Consider the following 19,704-nt stretch of genomic DNA (forward strand, 5'->3'; position numbering starts at 1 on the left):
CCGTCAGCACTCTACGGCGCACCTTTCTTGACAGGCGTCTCGCTCCGTCGCGCCCCCCTCTGGCCTGCCGGCCATCTCCCCCACGAGGGGGGAGATCACTCACTCTGCCGTGTTCGCTCAATTCCGACGTCGGCAGGTCGCGCTCCGCCGCCGAAGCTGCCGATCTCCCCCCTCGTGGGGGAGATGCCCGGCAGGGCAGAGGGGGGCGCCCGGACGCCAACCTCTCGACGCCGTCGCGCTCCACCCTCACCGCCTCACCTCCCACGTCGTCACCCGCGCGCCGGTCACGGGATCCTTCCCGTCCTTCAGCTGGATCCCCTGCGCCAGCAGCTCGTCGCGGATCCGGTCGGCCTCGGCCCAGTTCTTCTGGGCGATGAAGGCGAGGCGGTGTTGGACGACTTTGCGAATTACCGTCTCTTCCCGTTCCGTCATCCCAGATGCCCAGTCAATGCCCAGGAACTTTAGAGCGGCTGCGAGCTTGCTCGCGCCCTCCCGGCGTCTCGCCTCGATCTCGCCGTCACTTTCGTGCCCGGTAAGTCCGCTCCTGAAAGCAGCTGAATCGTATCGCGAAATCAAACGAAACGCTGCCGCCAGATCCAGGTCGTTACCCACCGCTTCGATGAACTCTGACGGAACTTGGAGTTCGGGATCATGAGGCTCTGCCAGTGCGCGTGCCCAGCGGGTCCACATTGAGAGTGCCTCCTCCAGCCGCCGCACGCTGAAATCGATCGGCTCGCGATAATGCGTCATCAGCATCGCCAGCCGCAGCACCTCGCCCGGCCACTTCCGCCCCCCGAACCTGTCCGTCTCCAGCAAATCATGGATCGTGACGAAATTCCCCTCGCTCTTCGACATCTTGCGGCCCTCGACCTGCACGAAGCCGTTGTGCATCCACACCGTCGCCATCGCCTCGGTGCCCAGCGCGCAGCAGGACTGGGCGATCTCGTTCTCGTGGTGGGGGAAGATGAGGTCGAGCCCGCCGCCATGGATGTCGAACATGTTCTTCGTCGGGTCGTCGCAGGTCAGGCCGCCGCCATAGGGCTCGAGCAGCTTGGCCATCGACATGGCCGAGCACTCGATGTGCCAGCCGGGACGCCCGTCGACGGCGATGCCGGCAGGCGAGGGCCAGCCGGGTTCCCCCGGCTTCGACGGCTTCCAGAGCACGAAGTCCATCTCGTCGCGCTTGTAGGAGGCCACGTCGACGCGGGCGCCGGCCAGCATCTCGTCGAAGGGGCGCTTCGACAGCGAGCCGTAGCGCAGGCCCGGGCGGCCGTTCATGGCCTTCGGCGAAAACAGCACGTGGTCCTCGGCCACGTAGGCCACGCCGCGCTCGACCAGCCGGTCGATCAGCGCGCGCATCTGCGGGATGTGCTCCGTCGCCCGCGGCTGCTCCGTCGGCGGCAGGCAGCCGAGCGCGGCCACGTCCTTCTGGTACTGGTCGTAGGTCGTCTCCGTCACCTTGCGGATCGCCTCGTTGAGCGACAGCGTCCCGGCCTCGATCTCGGCGCCGAAATCGCGCAGCGCCCGCGCGTTGATCTTGTCGTCGACGTCGGTGATGTTGCGGACATAGGTGACGTTGTCCGCCCCGTGGACGTGCCTGAGCAGCCGGAACAGCACGTCGAACACGATCGCCGGCCGCGCATTGCCGATATGGGCGTAGTCGTAGACCGTCGGGCCGCAGACATACATGCGCACGTTGGCGGGGTCGATCGGCGCGAACGGCTCCTTGGCGCGCGTCAGCGTGTTGTAGAGGCGAAGTCCCTCGGACATTTCGTCTTCCCCAAGAGGCCCGGCTGAGGCGCCGGCGCCATGTTTCCAGAACCGCGCCCCGCCGGGACGCGAAAGAATTCACCCGCCGGCTGGCCGGGGCGTTTTTCTTTTCCTGGGAGAAAGGGTGAAAACGTCCGGACCAGCGCGAGCGCTAGCCACAAATGCAGATGCCGGTAATGGCGACGGTCGTTTTCATCGCCCGCTTTATGCCGCCCGTCTCCTGCCGCGTCAAGCGGGCGGACGCCGCCGCCTGTGTCGCTCCTGCAACAGCCAATGGGGCAGATTTCACAGTTCCCGCCCGCCGAGTCGGATATTCGGGATAAGCGGTGGTTCGGCCATGTTTCGGACGAAATCGATCACCACCTGCGCCAACGCGGGCCGCAGAGCCCGGACACAGAGGACCCCGAGGGAAAAGACGATGCAACGCACCGCCACCCAGGCCGACAGCGAACGCGCCAAGGCCGGCCCCCAGCTCGACAAGTTCCGCACCATCGGCCCTGCCGCCGTCCTGGCGGCGCTCGTCTGCTCTCACAAGAAGACGAAGCAGTCCGGTGTCGCCCCGGCGACGGGTCCGCTGTCGTCCCACAAGGACACCGACTGACGCATGTCGTCCGGTGCTCGAAGCGGCGCCGGCACCTTCCACCACCGCGAACGGCGCTGCTGACCGCCGGCGGGGCGCATTTCAGAACAGCTTGAGCTGATCGGCGGGCGGCGCGGGGTTCCGGGCCGCCTTCGGCACCAGGACGGCCGCCGGCTTCGCGCTGGCGATCGGCTCCTGGATGTCGGGGCCGGTGTTGGCCACCTTGTTCACCTTGTCCGAAATCGCGATCGCCTCGAAGAAGCCGGGCTCGACCGGGGCGAGCAGGTCGGCCACGTCGCGCGGCTCCCGGCCGCGGCAATCCAGCCAGCGCGCAAAGTCCGCCGGGCGGATCACCACCGGCATGCGGTCGTGGATTTCGGCGATCTGGTCGTTCGCAGCGGTCGTCAGGATCGCGCCGGTGTCGATCTCGCCGCCGCCCGGCTCCGCATAGGTCTCCATCAGCGCGCCGAACGCCATCAGCCCGCCGCCCTTCGGCCGGATCAGATAGGCCTGCTTGGCCTTCCCCTCGCGCTTCCACTCGTAGAACCCCGTCGCCGGGATCAGCGCGCGGCGATGCCGCATGGCGGCGCGGAAGGCGTTCTTCTCGGCCGCCGTCTCCGAGCGCGCATTGATCAGGAGCGGCAGCGCCTTGGGGTCCTTGCACCACCCCGGGATCAGCCCCCACCGCACCAGCAGCGCCACCCGGTCGGGCAGGTTCGAGCCCGGCTCGCGCGGCGGTCCCGCCATGGCGAGCAGGATCGGCTGCGTCGGCGCGATGTTGTAGCGCGGCGGAAAGGCCTCGAGCTCCAGCGTCGCCAGGAACGCCGCCACCTCTTCCGGCGTCGCCGCCAATGTGAACCGTCCGCACATGCCGCCAGACTTGGCGGCCCGCGCCGCAAAGGTCAAGCGGCGAGGCACGGCGGCAGGGACCGCGCGCCGGCATCCGGCCGAAGGGCAGGGGACCCGCCGCCTATTCCAGCCCGAAGCAGTTGGCATAGTAGGTCGTCGTCGCCGGCCGGTCCGAGAACAGCCCGACGATGCCGACCTCTTGGTGCAGCACGTTCATCAGCGTGAACACGTCGCCGTCAGCGTCATCGCCCCTTCAGCGACTGGAAGTACCAGCCGCCGCCGGACGCGAGCGGGCCGGAGCGCTCGGCCGTCCAACGGTCAAAGCATCGTGAAGGAGCCTTGCGCCCCGGCGCACCCCCCTCTGCCTGCCGGCATCTCCCGCTCAAAGGGGGGAGATCGGCAGCTCGGGCCGCCGCCGCCTCTCTTGCATCGCGAGCAATCGTGCACCGTCTGCGATTGGCGAAGCCGGCGGAGCGCATGATCTCCCCCCTTGAGGGGGAGATGCCGGCAGGCAGAGGGGGGTGTCGTAGGGCGCCAGCGGAGCCAAGCTGCTGCCTGACTCACAAGACGGGCCATGGCGGACGGACGATCGCCCGAACGCGAGCCCTCACAGCCGCCCGATCACGCCCGCATCCCCTTCAGCCTCAGCCGCCGCCGCCCGCGCCGTCTCCACGATCGCCGGCACGACGTCCGCAACGGCGTCCACGATCAGCGGCTGCACCAGGTGTCCCGTGTGCACGAAACCCTCCGCGCGCATGTGGTCGAGCAGGGCCGTCATCGGGTTCCAGAAGCCGTCGAGATTGGCGAAGACGATCGGCTTGCGGTGGCGGCCGAGCTGCGCCCAGGTCATGATCTCGACGATCTCCTCCAGCGTGCCGATGCCGCCCGGCAGCGCCACGAAGGCGTCGGATTTCTCGAACATCATGTGCTTGCGCTGGTGCATGTCCTCGGTGATCACGAGTTCGTCCAGCCGGTCGAGATCGGAGGCGGTCCGCTCCTTGGTCATCAGGAAGCGCGGGATGATGCCGGTCACCGGGCCGCCGGCCGCCATCGCGCCGTCGGCCACCGCGCCCATGATGCCCTTGGTGCCGCCGCCATAGACCAGCCTGAGCCCGGCCTGCGCGATCGAGCGCCCGAGCGCCTTGCCGGCCTCGACATAGAGGGATTGCCGGCCCGGCGAGGAACCGCAGTAGACGCAGATGGAACGAATCGTGCTCATGGCGGCAATGGGCCTGCCGGTACCGGAGCGGTCAAGACGTCACGGGGCGTTTTTCTTGTGGCAGTGCAAAAAACGCGCTAGAGCGAGGATAATCGGCAAAAGATCGGGGGCTTGACGGTGAATTCTCCCTTGCAGGTGCTGCTCTTCCTCATCGGCGGTCTCGCCACCGTGGGAGGGGTCGCCTATTACGTCGACGGCCCGGGCCGGAGCTCGCCCGTCGAAGCGCCGCAGGTCGCGTCCCTTCCCGCCGAGGGCACGGCGCCCGCGGCGGCTCCCGAGGCCGCACCCGCGGCTGCCCCGGAGGGGGCCGCCGTGCCGCAGCCGCAAGCCGTTGCGGATCCACAGGTTTCCGTGCCGACCTTCGATCTGCTGCGCGTCGAGCCGGACGGTTCGATGGTCATCGCCGGCCGCGCCGCCCCGCAGTCCGCCATCGAGGTCGTCGTCGGCTCCAGTGTCATCGCCCGGACGACCGCCAATGCCGATCAGGACTTCGTCGTCGTGCTCGACGAGCCGCTGAAGCCCGGCAACTACCAGATCGTCCTGCGGGCGACCTCGCCCGACAACGTCGTCGCGACCTCTCTGGAGACGGCTCTCGTCTCGGTGCCTGATTCGCCCTCTGGCGAGGTTCTGGCGCTGGTCGAGGAGCCCGGCAAGGCGAGCCGGCTGATCACCGTACCCGAAGGCGGCACGCCGCCCGCCGACCTCGCCGGTACGCCCGCGCCGGCAGCCGCCGATGCGCCGAACGCCGCGCCCGCTGCCGAACCTGCCGCACCCGAAACCGAAGTCGCCGCCGCACCGGCGCCAGCGGACCAGACCGTCGCCGCCGCGGCGGCCCCGGCTGCCGATGCTCCGGCCTCCGAAGCTGCACCCGCCGGCGCGGTGACCGCCGAGGCAAAGCCGGCCGCGGAGGCCGGTGCGCCGGCCGCGACGGCAGCCGCCGAAGCCCCCGCCGTCGCGGCCGCGCCCGAGGCCGCGCCGACAGCCGCCGCCGCTTCTCCCGCCGATGGCCAGGCCGCACCCGCGGGCGAGGCCGTCGCGGAAGCCGCCGCCCCGGAGGCGCCCGCCGCTGGCGCCGCCCCGGTTGCCTCCGCTGGCAGCGATGCGCCGTCCGCCGCCGGTACGGCACCTGCGACCGCTGCGGCGTCGGCAGAGCCCGCCGCTGCTGGCGAGGCGCAGGTCGCCATGGTCGATCCGGCGGCGCCGGCCGAGCCGGCCGAGCCGGCCGCACCGGCCCCGACCGGCGCCGAACAGCCCGCCGTCCGCGTCGAGGCGGTCGAGATCGAGGGCCGCACCGTCTTCGTGGCGGGCATGGCCTCGCCCGGCCTGACCGTGCGGGTCTACGCCAATGCCATCCTGCTCGGCGAGGCGGTGGCCTCCGAAGCCGGCCGTTTCCTCATCGAGACCGAGCGCGACCTGCCCGTGGGCGACTACATCGTCCGCGCCGACCTGATCGCCGACGGCGGCCGCAAGGTCGTCGCCCGCGCCGCGGTGCCGTTCCAGCGCGAAGCCGGCGAATCCATCGCCGCCGTCGCCGCACCGCCCCCCGCCGTCGGGCAGGCCACCGTCGCCGAACCGGCCGCGCCGCCTGCCGATACCGCCGCTCAGCCCGCCGCGCCTGCCGCGCAGCCCGCGGATGGAACCGCCCCGCAGGTCGCCGCGGCCGATCCGGCCCAGCCGACCGCCGAGAAGCCCGCCGACACGGCCGCCGCCGCGCCGCAGCCCGCGGCACCCGCGGCCGACGCCGCCGCGCCGCAGCCCGCGGCACCCGCGGCACCCGCGGCCGACGCCGCCGCGCAGCCGGCCGCACCGGCTGCCGAGCCCGCCGCGCCTGCCGCGCAGCCCGCGGATGGAACCGTCCCCCAGGTCGCCGCGGCCGATCCGGCCCAGCCGACCGCCGAGAAGCCCGCCGCCGAGATGGCCGCCGCGCAGCCGGCCGCACCGGCTGCCGAGCCCGCCGCGCCTGCCGCGCAGCCCGCGGATGGAACCGCCCCGCAGGTCGCCGCTGCCGATCCGGCCCAGCCGACCGCCGAGAAGCCCTCGCCCGGGATCGCCGCCGCCGAGTCCCAGCCCGCGGCGCAGCCGGCTACACCTGCCGCCGAGGCAGCCGCAGAGCCTGCGACGTCTGCCGCAGAGCCCGCCGCGACCGGCACCGAGCCTGCCGCGCCCGCCGCCCCGCAGATGGCCGCTGCCGATCCCGCCCGGCCGACGGCCGAGAAGCCCGCTGAAATGGCCGCCGCCGCGCAGCCCGCGGCACCTGCCGCCGAGGCCGCCGCAGAGCCTGCCGCGACCGCCGCAGAGCCCGCCGCCACCGGCACCGAGCCTGCGACGCCCGCCGCTCCGCAGGTCGCCGCCGCCGATCCCCAGCCGACCGCCGAGAAGCCCGCCGCCGACGTCGCCGCCGCGACCGAGCCCGCGTCCGACGGCGTCGTCACCGTCATGGCGGCTCCGCTGCAGTCGGTCGACGGGTCCGTCATCATCCGGCGCGGCGACACGCTGTGGCGGATCTCGCGGCGCGTCTATGGCCGCGGGGTGCGCTATTCCACCATCTACCTCGCCAACCAGGAGCAGATCGAGGATCCGGACCGCATCTGGCCCGGCCAGGTCTTCCGCGTGCCCGACAAGACCACCGAGGGCGAGGCGGCCGATCTCGAGGCCATGGGCGCCCAGGTCGTCACGCCCGCGCCGGCCACGGCCGCGCAATAAGCGAGGGCTTTCGCCCGCGAACCGCCGGCCCGTCGCCCTCGCGGCGGGCCGTTTCCGTTCCGGGACGGCACCACCGTCCCGGTCGCGCCCTGCCATGGCCCTTGCGGGATTTGTTTCCATCGTTTATCGACGATGAACGATGATTTCGACGCTGGCCTTCTCCGCTCCGCCCGACACGCCTGACGACCGTCTCGCGGCCGCGCTGGCCGCGCTCGGCCACCCCGCCCGGCTGGCGATCCTGCGCCATCTGGCTCAGCACGAGGCCTGCTGCTGCCGCGAGGTGGTGGAACGCATCGACCTTGCCCAGTCCACCGTGTCGCAGCATCTCAAGGTGCTGGTATCGGCCGGGCTGGTGCTCTACGAGCCGCAGAACCGCCGCTCGCGCTACACCGTCAACCGCCCCGCTCTCGACAGGCTCGCGGGGGAGGTCGGCACCCTGCTCGGCGCCTGCTGCGCCGGCCGGCAGAAAGACTGACACCCGAGGAACACGACCCAGGGGAGCCCATCGTGGCCGACAAGACCGTATCCGCCGACTCCGGCTCGCTGTTTTCCACGCTTGCCAATCTATGGCCCTACATGTGGCCCGCCGACCGCGCCGACCTGAAGCTGCGCGTCGTCTTGGCGACCGCCTTCCTGGTCGTCGCCAAACTCGTGCTGGTCGGCGTGCCCTACTTCTTCAAATGGGCCACCGACGCGCTCTCCGGCGAGGGCGGTGCGCCGGCCTGGATACCGGCCGTGCTCGCCGGCCCCCTGATGCTCGTCGTCGCCTACAACGTCGTGCGCGTCGTCCAGCTCGGCTTCAACCAGCTGCGCGACGCGCTGTTCGCCCGCGTCGGCCAGCACGCCGTGCGCCAGCTCGCCTACCGCACCTTCGTGCACCTGCACGCGTTGTCGCTGCGCTTCCATCTCGAGCGCCGCACCGGCGGCCTGTCGCGCGTCATCGAGCGCGGCGTCAAGGGCATCGAGACCATCGTCCGCTTCACCATCCTGAACACGCTGCCCACGGTCATCGAGTTCGCGCTGGTGGCCGTCATCTTCGCGGTCGCCTATGGCTGGATCTACGTCGCCGTCATCGCCGTCACCGTCTGGCTCTACACCTGGTTCACCGTCAAGGCGAGCGACTGGCGCATCTCCATCCGGCGCGAGATGAACGATAGCGACACCGACGCCAACACCAAGGCCGTCGATTCGCTCCTCAACTTCGAGACGGTGAAGTACTTCAACAACGAGGAGATGGAGGCCCGCCGCTTCGACCGCTCGATGGAGCGCTACGAGGAGGCCGCCACCAAGACCTGGACCTCGCTCGGCTGGCTGAACTTCGGCCAGGGCGTCATCTTCGGCGTCGGCATGGCCATCGTCATGGCGCTCTCGGCGTGGGAGGTCACGCGCGGCACCCAGACCATCGGCGACTTCGTCTTCGTCAACGCCATGCTGATGCAGCTTTCCGTGCCGCTCAACTTCATCGGCTTCATCTACCGCGAGATCCGCCAGGGTCTCACCGACATCGAGAACATGTTCGACCTGCTCGACGTCGACCAGGAGGTGAAGGACAGGCCGGGCGCCGCCGCGCTGGTGGTGAAGGACGGCGCGGTGCGCTTCGACGACGTCCACTTCGCCTACGATCCGGCGCGGCCCATCCTCAAGGGCATCACCTTCGAGGTGCCGGCCGGCAGGACGGTCGCCATCGTCGGCCCGTCGGGTGCCGGCAAGTCCACCCTGTCGCGCCTGCTCTTCCGCTTCTACGACATCCAGTCGGGCGCCATCACCATCGACGGCCAGGACGTGCGCGACGTCACGCAGGAGAGCCTGCGCGGCGCCATCGGCATGGTGCCGCAGGACACGGTGCTGTTCAACGACACCATCTTCTACAACATCCGCTACGGCCGCTTCTCCGCCTCCGAGGACGAGATCCGCAAGGCCGCCGAACTCGCCCAGATCGGCGCCTTCATCGAGGCCCTGCCGGACGGCTACCGCTCCATGGTCGGCGAGCGCGGGCTGAAGCTCTCCGGCGGCGAGAAGCAGCGCGTGGCCATCGCCCGCACCATCCTCAAGGCGCCGCCCATCCTCATCCTCGACGAGGCGACGTCGGCGCTCGACACCCACACCGAGCAGGAGATCCAGGCCGCGCTCGATCTGGTCAGCCGCGGCCGCACCACGCTGGTCATCGCCCACCGCCTCTCCACCGTCATCTCCGCCGACGAGATCATCGTCCTGAAGGACGGCCGCATCGCCGAAAAGGGCACCCACCGCGCCCTGCTCGACGCCAGGGGCCTCTACGCCGACATGTGGGACCGCCAGCGCGAGGCTACCGAAGCCGAGGAACGTCTGCGCATCGCCCGCGAGACCGACGAACTGGGCGTCCTCATCCGCCGCCGTACCCCGGAGGTCGGGGCATAGGCATTCCGCCCGCCGGCAGGCCCCCCTCCACCTTCGTCATCCCGGAACGGCGTCCAAGCGCAGCGCAGGACGACGTATCCGGGATCCATGCCTCGCCCGCCGCGCCCGCGATCCGGCGCACGACGAGGCACGCGCCGCCGACCGTCGGCGCCTCCGGCGCCCCTCCACGGTCGCGGCCGTCGTCACCGTCAGCGCCTCATCCTCCAGCGTCCCCCCCTCCGTCGTCGCTTCGCGACGCCACCTCCGCCCCCACTTCGTGGGGTGGAGGACAGGCAGCCGCGGTCGGGTCCGCGACCGCCGCCACCCTCGCGCCGCCTCCCTTCCTTCGTCATCCCCGAACGGCGTCCAAGCGCAGCGCAGGACGGCGTATCCGGGATCCATGCCTCGCCGGCCGCGCCCCGCGATCCGGTGCACGACGAGGCACGCGCCACCGACCGCCGGCGCCGTCGGCGCCGCTCCACGGTCGCGGCCCTCGTCACCGTCAGCGCCTCATCCTCCAGCGCCCCCCCTCCGTCGTCGCTTCGCGACGCCACCTCCGCCCCCACTTCGTGGGGTGGAGGACAGGCAGCCGCCGTCGGGTCCGCGACCGCCGCCGCCGTCACCGCCCCTCGACCTTCGTCATCAACTCTGAGCCGATTGTGCGTCTCTGAGCCTTGCATTGAGGGTGACGATGATCTTTCGCATGACTGCGGCGATTGCGACGATGGGGCGTTTTCCGTTGTCGACGAGGCGTTTGTAGAAGGATGCGAACTCGCCTCTGCCGGCGGCTGCGCGCAGTGCCGGCATGAACAGGGCTGTTCTGATCTGCGGCCTGCCGCCGCGTTGCCGCCGCCGGCCGGTTGCGGTTCCGCTCTCGTTGGGGTGGGGAGCTGTCCCGGCCAGGGCGGCGGCCTGCCTGCGCTGGAGGGAGCCGAGTTCGGGCATCTGGGCGATGAGGGTTGCGGCGCATGTGAGGCCGATGCCGTTCATGGCGGTGCACACGGCGATGCGTTGGCGCAGGCTCTGGCTGCGTGCGACGAGGGCGGCGATCGCCGCGTCGAGCTTGTCGATCTGTTGCTCGATGGCGGCCAGCATGGCCTTGAAGGAGGCTGCGAGTGCCTTGGCGCCGGGCGCCCTGGAGCGGTTGCGCTCGGCGACCCTGAAGGCGACGAGGTCGGCCCTACGCCGCACCAGGACCTGCAACTGCCTCTCGTCGGCGTCTTGCGCCTGCCACAAAGACAGCTTGGCCCAGCGCTCGCGCGCATAGGCGGCCATTTGGGCGGCGTCGATGGCATCGCTCTTGCCGAGCGTGCCAAAGGAGCGGATGAAGCTCTTGAGCTTCAGGGTGTCGGCACGGTGGCAGGCGATTCCGGCCTTGAGGCATTCCTCCAGAAGCAGCAGTTCGTAGCCGCCGGTAGGCTCGCAGACGACGAGGTCGGGCCGGGCTTTCTTGAGCATGGCGCGAATGGCGGATCGGCTGTTGTCGATGGTCGCGGCGGCCTGGCGGCCGTTGCTGACGGTGAGACTGTCCTTGGCGACATCGACGCCGAGGCAGCAGGCGGGCGGGTGGTGCAGAAAGGCCATGAGGGTGCTATCCTTTGCGGGCTTCGGATTGTTTGCGGGCGTGACGGCGCGTCAGGGGCCCGATCAACTCTCCAAGCGGTGGTGCAAAGGCGGCAGGGAGCCTTGATGACGTCGGGTGTCGGCCCGATCCCGGAAACGGTCGCCTGCCGCCGAGGCTGCGGGTGTTCGAGCCCGCAGCCTCATCCAACACTACCCCGTTCGGCTCAAACAATCCCGGAACGGCGTCCAAGCGCAGCGCAGGACGACGTATCCGGGATCCATGCCTCGCCGGCCGCGCCCCGCGATCCGGTGCACGACGAGGCACGCGCCGCCGACCGCCGGCGCCGTCGGCGTCGCTCCACGGTCGCGGCCCTCGTCATCGTCAGCGCCGCATCCTCCAGCGTCGCGCCCCCCCTCCGTCGTCGCTTCGCGACGCCACCTCCGCCCCCACTTCGTGGGGTGGAGGACAGGCAGCCGCCGTCGGGTCCGCGACCGCCGCCGCCGTCACCGCCCCTCGACCTCGTCATCCCGGAACGGCGTCCAAGCGCAGCGCAGGACGACGTATCCGGGATCCATGCCTCGCCGGCCGCGCCCCGCGATCCGGTGCACGACGAGGCCCGCGCCGCCGACCGCCGGCGCCTCCGGCGCCGCTCCACGGTCGCGGCCGTCGTCACCGTCAGCGCCGCATCCTCCAGCGTCGCCCCCCCTCCGTCGTCGCTTCGCGACGCCACCTCCGCCCCCACTTCGTGGGGTGGAGGACAGGCAGCCGTCGGGTCCGCGACCGCCGCCACCCTCGCGCCGCCTCCGTTCCTTCGTCATCCCGGAACGGCGTCCAAGCGCAGCGCAGGACGACGTATCCGGGATCCATGCCTCGCCGGCCGCGCCCCGCGATCCGGTGCACGACGAGGCCCGCGCCGCCGACCGTCGGCGCCGTCGCCCGCCGGCGCCGCTCCACGGTCGCGGCCCTCGTCACCGTCAGCGCCTCATCCTCCAGCGCCCCCCCCTCCGTCGTCGCTTCGCGACGCCACCTCCGCCCCCACTTCGTGGGGTGGAGGACGAGAGGCCGGCCGCAGCGGCCGTCCTCCCCCGGCGAGAGCGGCGCGCAGAACGCGCGCGTTACCGCCAGCGAAATCAACCGCTTGCACGAAATTTCGGCCGCTCTTTCCACACCCCCGGCCATCGGCCCCATACTGCGCCGCGGTCGAAGGAGGACGAGAGCGTGGGCGGGTCGCGGGGGGATGGACGGAAGCTGAGGCGGATCATCGCGACGCTGGTCGCGCTGGCCGGCCTGGCCGACGCCGCCGCCGGCCGCGCCCATCCCGTACGGTGGCTGGTGCTGTTCTTCCTGCGCCGCGGCGAACGCGTCGCGCTCGACCACGTCGCCTGGGAACTCGGCGTCAAGCCGGCTGTTCTCGCGGCCGAACTCGCGCCCGCGGCCGGTCCGGGCGACGCCGGGCCGATGGATGCGGTCCTGATGGCCTGGCGCCTGCGCTGGCTCGCCATGGTGCTCGGCGCCCTGCTCGAGCACTCGGGCGGCCGCGACCGGGTGCCCGGCAGGACCGCCTGCGGCCCCGGGGCAGGCGCGCTCACGCGCGCACTACCGCCGCGCGCGCCCGACACGTCCTGACACCCGTCCTGCCGCCGCGGGCACCCGGACCGTCCCTGCGCCGGCCGCCCCGCAGTTCCCCGCACCCCGACAGGCCGGGCGGCAAAACCGCCTCCCGGCCCGCGGGTGTTGGCGCTGAACGACGCAGCGCTGGCGGAAAGGCGGGGATCGCGAGACCGGCGCCGGCGCGCGGGCCTCGGGGGACGCTCGGGCCGGAACGCCTGGCCCAGCCGCGCGTTGCGACGGTCCGGCCTTTCCGCTAATCATCGGCCCACCGAAGCAGGAACGACCCCAGCGCATGAGCATCCAGGATTCCATCAGGAACGCCTTCGTCCCCGTCCACCGCGAGGGCTGGCCCTTCATCGCCGCCTTCGCCGGGGCGTCGATCATCCTGGGCGTCTTCTCCACCAGCCTGTTCTGGATCGGCGCCATCCTGACCCTGTGGTGCGCCTATTTCTTCCGCGATCCCGAGCGGGTCACGCCGGTCGACGACCGGCTGGTGATCAGCCCGGCCGACGGCATCGTCTCGGCCGTCGGGCCGGCCGTGCCGCCGCGCGAACTCGGGCTCGGCGATACCGAGATGCTGCGCATCTCCGTGTTCATGAACGTCTTCTCCTGCCACGTGAACCGCGCGCCGGTGCGCGGCCGCATCAGCCGCATCGAGCACCGGGCCGGAAAATTCCTCAACGCCGAACTCGACAAGGCGAGCCAGGAGAACGAGCGCAACGGTCTCGTCATCGACAGCCCGAACGGTCCCGTCGCCACCGTCCAGATCGCCGGCCTGGTCGCGCGGCGCATCCTGTGCTTCGTCGAGGAGGCGACCAACATTTCGGTGGGCGACCGCATCGGCCTGATCCGCTTCGGCTCGCGCGTCGACGTGTTCCTGCCGGCGGGTGCGGTGGCCAAGGTGTTCCACGGCCAGACGGCGGTGGCGGGCGAGACGGTGCTGGCCGAGTTCGGCGGTATCGCCACGCCGCTGATGCGGGTGACCTGAGCGGTGGCCGATCCCCTGCACCCGGGCGAGGCGCCGCGGCCGGCCGATCCGCGCGGACCGCGCATCCGCGAGATTCCGCTGCGCATGGTGCTGCCCAACCTCGTCACGGTGCTCGCCATCTGCGCCGGGCTGACGGGCATCCGGCTGGCCTTCGAGGGCCGCATCGAGCTCGCCGTGTCGATGGTGCTGCTCGCCGCCTTCCTCGACGGGCTGGACGGCCGGGTGGCGCGGGCGCTGAAGGCGACGTCGAAATTCGGCGCCGAGATGGATTCGCTGGCCGACATCGTCAATTTCGGCGTCGCGCCGGGTCTCGTCCTCTATGCCTATCTGCTCGACGGCGCCGGCGCGCCGGGCTGGATCGCCGCGCTGCTCTTCGCCATCGCCTGCGGGCTCAGGCTCGCCCGCTTCAACGTCATGGCGCACGAGCCCGACCGCGACAACTGGCGCTCGGGCTACTTCACCGGGGTGCCGGCACCGGCCGGCGCGATGCTGGTGCTGCTGCCGGCCTATCTCGGCTTTCTCGGCTTCCCGCCCTCGGTGGGCTTCGCCTGGTTTTCCACGGTCTTCACGGCGCTGGTCGCCTTCCTGCTCGTCAGCCGCATCCCGCTCTGGTCGGGAAAGAACATGGGTCGCATCCGCGGCGACCTGATGCTGCCGCTGCTCCTGGTGATCGTGCTCTACGTGCTGCTGCTGTTCAACTATCCCTGGCACACGATGACGGTGACGGCGCTGGCCTACCTCGCCTTCATCCCGGTCAGCTGGATCGGCTACCGCCGCCGCGAGACGGCGGAGCAGCAGGGCGGCGCCGAACCGCCTTCGGGGACGGGCTGATCAGCCGCGCCGCCGCTCCGACAGGATGATCATCAGTCCGGCCGAGAAGATCAGCACCGCGCCGATCACCACGCCCGGCCGCGGCACGTCGCCCCAGATCAGGAAGCCCAGCACGAAGGACCAGACCAGCGAGGTGTATTCGAACGGCGCCACGACGGAGGCTTCCGCCTTGCGCATCCCCTCGAACAGGCAGAACTGCGCCAGCCCGCCGCAGATGCCGGTGCCGACGAGCAGCGCCAGCTCGGGCAGGCTGGGCGTCTGCCACACGAACAGCGTCGGCACGCCCGCGATCACCAGGAAGAAGCCGTTGTTGAGCAGGAGCTGCACCAGCGTCCGCTCGCCGAGCGCGATCTTGCGGATGAGCACGATCGAGAAGCCCCACAGCGCCGCGGCGGCGAGCACCATCAGCACCGGCAGCGACAGCCCGATCGCCAGCGGGTTGCAGGCGATGAAGACGCCGACGAACCCCGTGACCACCGCCACCCACCGCACCGGCGGCACCACCTCCTTCAGCAGCCAGACCGACAGGATCGTGACGATGATCGGCGCGGCGAAGTAGATCGTCGTCAGCTCCGCCAGCTGCAGGTCCCGCGCGGCCGTGTAGAAGCACAGCCAGGCAGCGAGGATGACGAAGCTGCGCAGCAGCATCGCCACGAGCACGGGGGAGTTCGCGGCATCCGCCACCGCCTTGCGCCCGCCGATGGCCATCGCGATCGCCACCACGGTGGCCGAGCGGAAGAGCAGGATCTGCCAGACCGAGAAGCCGACCACCATCAGCTTGATGGCCGCGTCCTGCAGCGAGAACAGGAAGTAGCCGACGCTCGTCAGCAGGATGCCCGCGAAGACCTGTTCCCGCCCGCTGATGACTGCCGACATCCGAATTCGCACCGTCGTTCCGTGATCCTCTGCTGTAGAGGGCGCCACCGGGCCGGCCCTGCGCCACGGTATACGATGCATGGGGCCAGCGGGCCGTCCGACGGCGGCCGCCGGCTTGGCAGGATCGGGAGGAAGCAACGGGGCCGGGCATGATCGCGTCGCCGGGCCTGTCCTCGCGCGGCCCGATCCGCTATTGAGCCGGCGGACCCATTGCAACCAGGGAGAACCCGACATGTCCATCCGCCGCATCGAACCCGGCAAGCGCATGAGCCAGGCCGTCGTCCACGGCAACACCGTCTATCTCGCCGGTCAGGTCGGCACGCCGGGCAAGGACGTGAAGGCGCAGACGCAGGAAGTGCTCGCCTCCATCGACCGTCTGCTCGCCGAGGCGGGTTCGGACAAGTCGAAGCTGCTGTCTGCAACGATCTGGCTGGCCGACATGCGCGACTTCGCCGACATGAATTCGGTCTGGGACGTCTGGGTCGACCCGGCGAACCCGCCGGCGCGCGCCACCGGCGAGGCGCGGCTGGCCACGGCCCAGCATCTCGTCGAGATCATCGTCGTCGCGGCGATCTGATCGCGCGCGCCCTCGCGAAGGCGGCGCTCCGGCCGGGGCGCCGCCCGGCCGGCGTCACTCGGGCTTCGGCGGGATCTCCACGATGCCCGGGTCGCTCTCCTCCGAGTAGAAGGCCGCCCCGGCAGGCACGCACTGCACCTGCCAGCCGATGGCCGGCCGCTTTTCGTATTCGACGATGGCGTCCTGGCACTGCTCGCGCGTGTCGAAGCCGCTCGGCATGACGACCATGCCGCCCTGCGGACCCGAGACGACGAGATACCAGACGAAGGTGGAGATGAGTTCCATGGCGTGCCCCGGCGGCGGCTGCAACTCCGGCGCACCTTACATCCGTGCCCGACTGCCGGGAAGCGGGCGTCCGCGCCGCCCGCCGTCCTGCGGCGTCCTTACGCAGGCATGCGGCTGCGCTGGAAGGCCTGTGCCCGCGCGTCGAAGATCAGGCCGGTCTCGGTGAGCGCCGGTCCGGCGAGCGGCACGATCCGTGCGGCGATGTCCGACGGGTGGGGCAGGGTCGCGGGATCCTCGCCGGGCATGGCCTGCGCCCGCATCGCGGTCCGGGTGGCGCCCGGATTGACGATCGCCACCTTCAGTGCCGTGTTCTTCGTCTCGTCGGCCCAGGAGCGGGCCATCGCCTCGACCGCGGCCTTCGAGGCCGCGTAGGGTCCCCAGTAGGCGCGCGCCGAATGGGCGGCACCCGACGACACCACCAGCGCGCGGCCGGCATCGGAGAGCCGCAGAAGCGGGTCGACCGAGCGAATCAGCCGCCAGGTGCCGGTCACGTTCACCGCCATCACCTTCTCGAACACCTTCGCCTCGATATGGGCGAGGGGACCGATGACGCCCAGCACGCCGGCATTGGCGACCAGCACGTCGAGCCGGCCCCAGCGCTCGTGGATCGCGCCGCCGAGCCGGTCGATGCCGGCCATGTCGGTCAGGTCGAGCGGCACCAGCGTCGCCTCGCCCTTGCCGGTCCGCGCGCGCTCGGCCTTGATCGCGTCGTCGAGGTCCTCCAGCCCGCCCACCGTGCGCGCCACCGCCACGACGTGCGCCCCCGCCGCCGCCATCTGCCGGGCGATGAAGTAGCCGATGCCGCGCGACGCGCCCGTGACGAGTGCGATGCGGCCGGTGAGATCTGGTGTGTCGGACATGTCGCTTCCCGTCGTCGGTTGCGGGCGGCCGGGGGGCCGCGATGGATGCCGGCTTAGCCGAACCGGCGCGGCAGGAAAACCCCGCTTGACCAAGGCCGCCCGCCGTTGGAGGATTGTGCGGCCGGGACGACCCGGCTTTCATCCGACATCGGTGGGGACGACCCCATCTCCAAGAGGAGAGAGACGGGGCATGGCCTGGATCTATCTGTTCGCCGCCGGACTGTTCGAAATCGGCTGGGCCGTCGGCATGAAGTACACGCACGGTTTCACGCGGCTCGTGCCGAGCCTGCTCACCGTGGCCTCGATGGCCGTCAGCCTCGGGCTGCTCGGCCTGGCGCTGAAGACGCTTCCGCTCGGCACCGCCTATGCCATCTGGACCGGTATCGGCACCATCGGCACCGTCATCCTCGGCATCGTTCTGTTCGCCGAGCCGGCCGATGCGCTGCGTCTCGCCTGCATAGGCCTCATCGTTGCCGGCATCCTCGGGCTGAAGCTCGTTTCCGCCTGACGGCGGACGGGCTACTGCCCGCCGGTCGCCAGCAGCGAGAGCGTGCGGACGTTGTCCGTCCCCTCCATGTCGAGCAGGCGGGTCGGGTAATCGCCGGTGAAGCAGGCGTCGCAGAACTGCGGCGCCTGCGCATCGCGCGCCGCTTCGCCGACGGCACGGTAGAGCCCGTCGATCGACAGGAAGCCCAGCGTGTTGACGCGGATGAACTCGGCCATCTCCTCGATGGACATGCGCGAGGCGAGCAGCTTGGCCTTTTCCGGCGTATCGACGCCGTAGAAGCACGAGGCGCGCGTCGGCGGCGAGGCGATGCGCATGTGCACTTCCTTCGCGCCGGCGTCGCGCACCATCTGGACGATCTTCTGGCTGGTGGTGCCGCGCACGATCGAATCGTCGACCAGCACCACCCGCTTGCCCTCGATGATCTTGCGGTTGGCATTGTGCTTCAGCCGCACGCCCATGTGGCGGATCGAATCGCCGGGCGAAATGAAGGTCCGGCCGACATAGTGGTTTCGGATGATGCCGAGTTCGAAAGGCAGGCCGGCCTCCTGCGCGAAGCCGATCGCCGCCGGCGTGCCCGAATCCGGCACCGGCACGACGATGTCGGCCTCGACCGGGTTCTCCCGGGCGAGTTCCATGCCGATCTTCTTGCGCACGTCGTAGACGTTGCGCCCCTCGACGATGGAATCGGGGCGGGCGAAGTAGACGTATTCGAAGACGCAGAAGCGCGACTTGACCGGCTCGAACGGGAAGTGGCTCTCGATCCCCTTGGCGGTGACCACGACCATCTCGCCGGGCTTCAGGTCGCGCACGAAGCGGGCGCCGATGATGTCGAGCGCGCAGGTCTCCGAGGCGAGGATCCAGGCGCCGTCGAGGTCGCCCAGCACCAGCGGGCGGATCCCCAGAGGGTCGCGGCAGCCGATCATCTTCTTCGACGTCAGCGCCACCAGCGAGAAGGCGCCCTCGATCTGGCGGATGGCATCGACGAAGCGGGCGTTGAGGTCCCGCTCCTTGCTCGTGGCGACGAGGTGCATGATCGTCTCGGTGTCGGAGGTCGACGAGAAGATTGCGCCCTGCTTCTGCAGCACGCGCTGCACCGTCATGGCATTGGTGATGTTGCCGTTGTGGGCCACCGCCAGCCCGCCGTCGGCGAGTTCGGCGAAGAAGGGCTGGACGTTGCGCAGGCCCGCGCCACCGGTCGTGGCGTAGCGCGTGTGGCCGATCGCCCGGTTGCCCTGCAGCCGGTCGATCACCGACTGCTTGGTGAAGGTGTCGCCGATCAGGCCCACATGCCGCTCGACGTGGAACTGCGTGCCGTCATAGGAGACGATGCCGGCCGCTTCCTGCCCCCGGTGCTGCAGCGAATGCAGGCCGAGCGTGACGATGGCCGCGGCATCCTGCCGGCCGAAGATGCCGAACACGCCGCATTCGTCGTGGAAATGGTCGTCTGCCTCCGCCGCAAGCCCGCCGTCGTGCGCGGATGCGGAGAAGGAGTGGTCGGCTCGCTCTGCCATGGCTATCGGCCTTTCGCGCCATGCAACGCCGGCTGCCGGACGTCGATGGGTACGCTTCAGTTGCTCGTCTCGCCCTCACCGTCGTCGGTCAGGCGCTTGATGATCGAATTCTCGGGGTCGTCGGGCAGGAGGTCCTGCAGCTTGGCGCCGATGCCTTCGAGAAGCGGCAGCGACTTGGCTTCGGCCACCCATGCAGGGCGATTGTCGCCGACCAGCCAGTTGAAGAACATCAGCGCGACGGCCACCACCAGCACGCCGCGCGCCGCCCCGTAGACGAAGCCGAGCGTGCGGTCGAGGGCGCCGATGCGCGAGTCGATGATGAAATCCGCGAGCTTCATCGTCAGCAGCGTGACGACCACCAGCGCGACGAAGAACACGATGCCGGCCGCCGCGACGAGCGCCAGCTTCTCGTTGTCGATGTAGGGCGTGACGTAGGGAACGACGATCGGATGGAGGAAGAAGGCGGCCGCGGCGGCGGCACCCCAGGATGCGATCGACAGCAGTTCGCGCGACAGGCCGCGCACCATGGCGAGGGTGGCCGACACGAGGGCGAAGCCGACGAGAATACCGTCAAGCAGCGTAATCGGCATTGCGGA

Annotated in this window: 18 protein-coding genes; 9 read left to right on the forward strand and 9 right to left on the reverse strand. The window is 70.6% G+C overall.

From position 1 onward, the window contains the following. Positions 1-246: 246 nt before the first annotated feature. Positions 247-1,770, reverse strand: coding sequence for a cysteine--tRNA ligase (gene cysS, locus IAI54_RS28290; RefSeq protein WP_187970348.1), 1,524 nt, complete (start codon positions 1,768-1,770; stop codon positions 247-249). A gap of 418 nt (positions 1,771-2,188) precedes the next feature. On the opposite strand from cysS, the gene IAI54_RS28295 reads away from it, so the two are divergent. Next, positions 2,189-2,371: a transcriptional regulator gene (locus IAI54_RS28295; RefSeq protein ID WP_187970349.1), complete on the forward strand. Its 183-nt coding sequence runs from the start codon at positions 2,189-2,191 to the stop codon at positions 2,369-2,371. Positions 2,372-2,452: 81 nt separating this feature from the next. Here the strand turns inward: IAI54_RS28295 and IAI54_RS28300 are convergent, their stop codons facing one another. Both IAI54_RS28300 and IAI54_RS28305 read right to left on the reverse strand, forming a co-directional pair. After that, a complete protein-coding gene (locus tag IAI54_RS28300) occupies positions 2,453-3,220 on the reverse strand; it encodes an SOS response-associated peptidase (RefSeq protein WP_187970350.1) in 768 nt (255 codons plus the stop codon). Between the two features lie 586 nt (positions 3,221-3,806). Next, the gene (locus IAI54_RS28305; protein ID WP_187970351.1) at positions 3,807-4,418 is read right to left on the reverse strand and encodes an LOG family protein; all 612 of its coding nucleotides are present in this window, start codon (positions 4,416-4,418) and stop codon (positions 3,807-3,809) included. Positions 4,419-4,535: 117 nt separating this feature from the next. Between IAI54_RS28305 and IAI54_RS29075 the strand changes: the two genes are divergently transcribed. The 3 genes from IAI54_RS29075 (at position 4,536) to IAI54_RS28320 (ending at position 9,518) form a co-directional block, all read left to right on the forward strand. After that, positions 4,536-7,121, forward strand: coding sequence for a LysM peptidoglycan-binding domain-containing protein (locus IAI54_RS29075; RefSeq protein ID WP_235679193.1), 2,586 nt, complete (start codon positions 4,536-4,538; stop codon positions 7,119-7,121). 139 nt (positions 7,122-7,260) lie between these two features. Further along, positions 7,261-7,596, forward strand: coding sequence for an ArsR/SmtB family transcription factor (locus tag IAI54_RS28315; protein ID WP_187970352.1), 336 nt, complete (start codon positions 7,261-7,263; stop codon positions 7,594-7,596). Between the two features lie 32 nt (positions 7,597-7,628). Continuing rightward, a complete protein-coding gene (locus IAI54_RS28320) occupies positions 7,629-9,518 on the forward strand; it encodes an ABCB family ABC transporter ATP-binding protein/permease (protein WP_187970353.1) in 1,890 nt (629 codons plus the stop codon). 621 nt (positions 9,519-10,139) lie between these two features. Here the strand turns inward: IAI54_RS28320 and IAI54_RS28325 are convergent. Then, positions 10,140-11,081, reverse strand: coding sequence for an IS110 family RNA-guided transposase (locus IAI54_RS28325; protein ID WP_187968756.1), 942 nt, complete (start codon positions 11,079-11,081; stop codon positions 10,140-10,142). Between the two features lie 1,198 nt (positions 11,082-12,279). Between IAI54_RS28325 and IAI54_RS28330 the strand changes: the two genes are divergently transcribed. From IAI54_RS28330 to pssA, 3 genes are all read left to right on the forward strand, one after another. Next, a complete protein-coding gene (locus IAI54_RS28330; RefSeq protein ID WP_187970354.1) occupies positions 12,280-12,687 on the forward strand; it encodes a hypothetical protein in 408 nt (135 codons plus the stop codon). A gap of 277 nt (positions 12,688-12,964) precedes the next feature. Beyond that, the gene (locus IAI54_RS28335; RefSeq protein WP_187970355.1) at positions 12,965-13,660 is read left to right on the forward strand and encodes a phosphatidylserine decarboxylase; all 696 of its coding nucleotides are present in this window, start codon (positions 12,965-12,967) and stop codon (positions 13,658-13,660) included. 3 nt (positions 13,661-13,663) lie between these two features. Further along, entirely contained in the window at positions 13,664-14,491 is an 828-nt protein-coding gene (pssA, locus tag IAI54_RS28340) for a CDP-diacylglycerol--serine O-phosphatidyltransferase (protein WP_235679194.1), read from the forward strand. Here the strand turns inward: pssA and IAI54_RS28345 are convergent, their stop codons facing one another. After that, positions 14,492-15,367 carry a DMT family transporter gene (locus IAI54_RS28345; RefSeq protein WP_420838255.1) on the reverse strand — a complete coding sequence of 292 codons (876 nt, stop codon included), beginning with the start codon at positions 15,365-15,367 and terminating at the stop codon, positions 14,492-14,494. Between the two features lie 232 nt (positions 15,368-15,599). Here IAI54_RS28345 and IAI54_RS28350 point away from each other — a divergent pair, with 232 nt between their 5' ends. Further along, positions 15,600-15,944 (forward strand): RidA family protein, encoded by a 345-nt coding sequence (locus tag IAI54_RS28350; RefSeq protein ID WP_187970356.1) that lies wholly within the window; start codon positions 15,600-15,602, stop codon positions 15,942-15,944. Positions 15,945-15,998: 54 nt separating this feature from the next. On the opposite strand, the gene IAI54_RS28355 is transcribed toward IAI54_RS28350, so the two are convergent. Beyond that, a complete protein-coding gene (locus tag IAI54_RS28355) occupies positions 15,999-16,229 on the reverse strand; it encodes a hypothetical protein (RefSeq protein WP_187970357.1) in 231 nt (76 codons plus the stop codon). 98 nt (positions 16,230-16,327) lie between these two features. Continuing rightward, the gene (locus IAI54_RS28360; RefSeq protein ID WP_187970358.1) at positions 16,328-17,089 is read right to left on the reverse strand and encodes an SDR family NAD(P)-dependent oxidoreductase; all 762 of its coding nucleotides are present in this window, start codon (positions 17,087-17,089) and stop codon (positions 16,328-16,330) included. Between the two features lie 190 nt (positions 17,090-17,279). Here IAI54_RS28360 and sugE point away from each other — a divergent pair, with 190 nt between their 5' ends. After that, positions 17,280-17,597, forward strand: a complete 318-nt coding sequence (gene sugE / locus IAI54_RS28365; protein WP_187970359.1) for a quaternary ammonium compound efflux SMR transporter SugE — start codon at positions 17,280-17,282, stop codon at positions 17,595-17,597. A gap of 11 nt (positions 17,598-17,608) precedes the next feature. Here the strand turns inward: sugE and purF are convergent, their stop codons facing one another. Further along, positions 17,609-19,108 carry an amidophosphoribosyltransferase gene (purF, locus tag IAI54_RS28370; RefSeq protein WP_187970360.1) on the reverse strand — a complete coding sequence of 500 codons (1,500 nt, stop codon included), beginning with the start codon at positions 19,106-19,108 and terminating at the stop codon, positions 17,609-17,611. Positions 19,109-19,164: 56 nt separating this feature from the next. Then, positions 19,165-19,698 carry a CvpA family protein gene (locus tag IAI54_RS28375; protein ID WP_187970361.1) on the reverse strand — a complete coding sequence of 178 codons (534 nt, stop codon included), beginning with the start codon at positions 19,696-19,698 and terminating at the stop codon, positions 19,165-19,167. Between the last annotated feature and the right edge of the window lie 6 nt (positions 19,699-19,704).

This window comes from Aquibium microcysteis, from assembly GCF_014495845.1.
GTDB lineage: Bacteria > Pseudomonadota > Alphaproteobacteria > Rhizobiales > Rhizobiaceae > Aquibium > Aquibium microcysteis.

Coding starts and splice junctions, on each gene's coding strand:
- cysS (WP_187970348.1), bottom strand. CDS start 1,770: ATGTCCGAGGGACTTCGCCTCTACAACACGCTGACGCGCGCCAAGGAG.
- IAI54_RS28295 (WP_187970349.1), top strand. CDS start 2,189: ATGCAACGCACCGCCACCCAGGCCGACAGCGAACGCGCCAAGGCCGGC.
- IAI54_RS28300 (WP_187970350.1), bottom strand. CDS start 3,220: ATGTGCGGACGGTTCACATTGGCGGCGACGCCGGAAGAGGTGGCGGCG.
- IAI54_RS28305 (WP_187970351.1), bottom strand. CDS start 4,418: ATGAGCACGATTCGTTCCATCTGCGTCTACTGCGGTTCCTCGCCGGGC.
- IAI54_RS28315 (WP_187970352.1), top strand. CDS start 7,261: ATGATTTCGACGCTGGCCTTCTCCGCTCCGCCCGACACGCCTGACGAC.
- IAI54_RS28325 (WP_187968756.1), bottom strand. CDS start 11,081: ATGGCCTTTCTGCACCACCCGCCCGCCTGCTGCCTCGGCGTCGATGTC.
- IAI54_RS28335 (WP_187970355.1), top strand. CDS start 12,965: ATGAGCATCCAGGATTCCATCAGGAACGCCTTCGTCCCCGTCCACCGC.
- IAI54_RS28345 (WP_420838255.1), bottom strand. CDS start 15,367: ATGTCGGCAGTCATCAGCGGGCGGGAACAGGTCTTCGCGGGCATCCTG.
- IAI54_RS28350 (WP_187970356.1), top strand. CDS start 15,600: ATGTCCATCCGCCGCATCGAACCCGGCAAGCGCATGAGCCAGGCCGTC.
- IAI54_RS28355 (WP_187970357.1), bottom strand. CDS start 16,229: ATGGAACTCATCTCCACCTTCGTCTGGTATCTCGTCGTCTCGGGTCCG.
- IAI54_RS28360 (WP_187970358.1), bottom strand. CDS start 17,089: ATGTCCGACACACCAGATCTCACCGGCCGCATCGCACTCGTCACGGGC.
- sugE (WP_187970359.1), top strand. CDS start 17,280: ATGGCCTGGATCTATCTGTTCGCCGCCGGACTGTTCGAAATCGGCTGG.
- purF (WP_187970360.1), bottom strand. CDS start 19,108: ATGGCAGAGCGAGCCGACCACTCCTTCTCCGCATCCGCGCACGACGGC.
- IAI54_RS28375 (WP_187970361.1), bottom strand. CDS start 19,698: ATGCCGATTACGCTGCTTGACGGTATTCTCGTCGGCTTCGCCCTCGTG.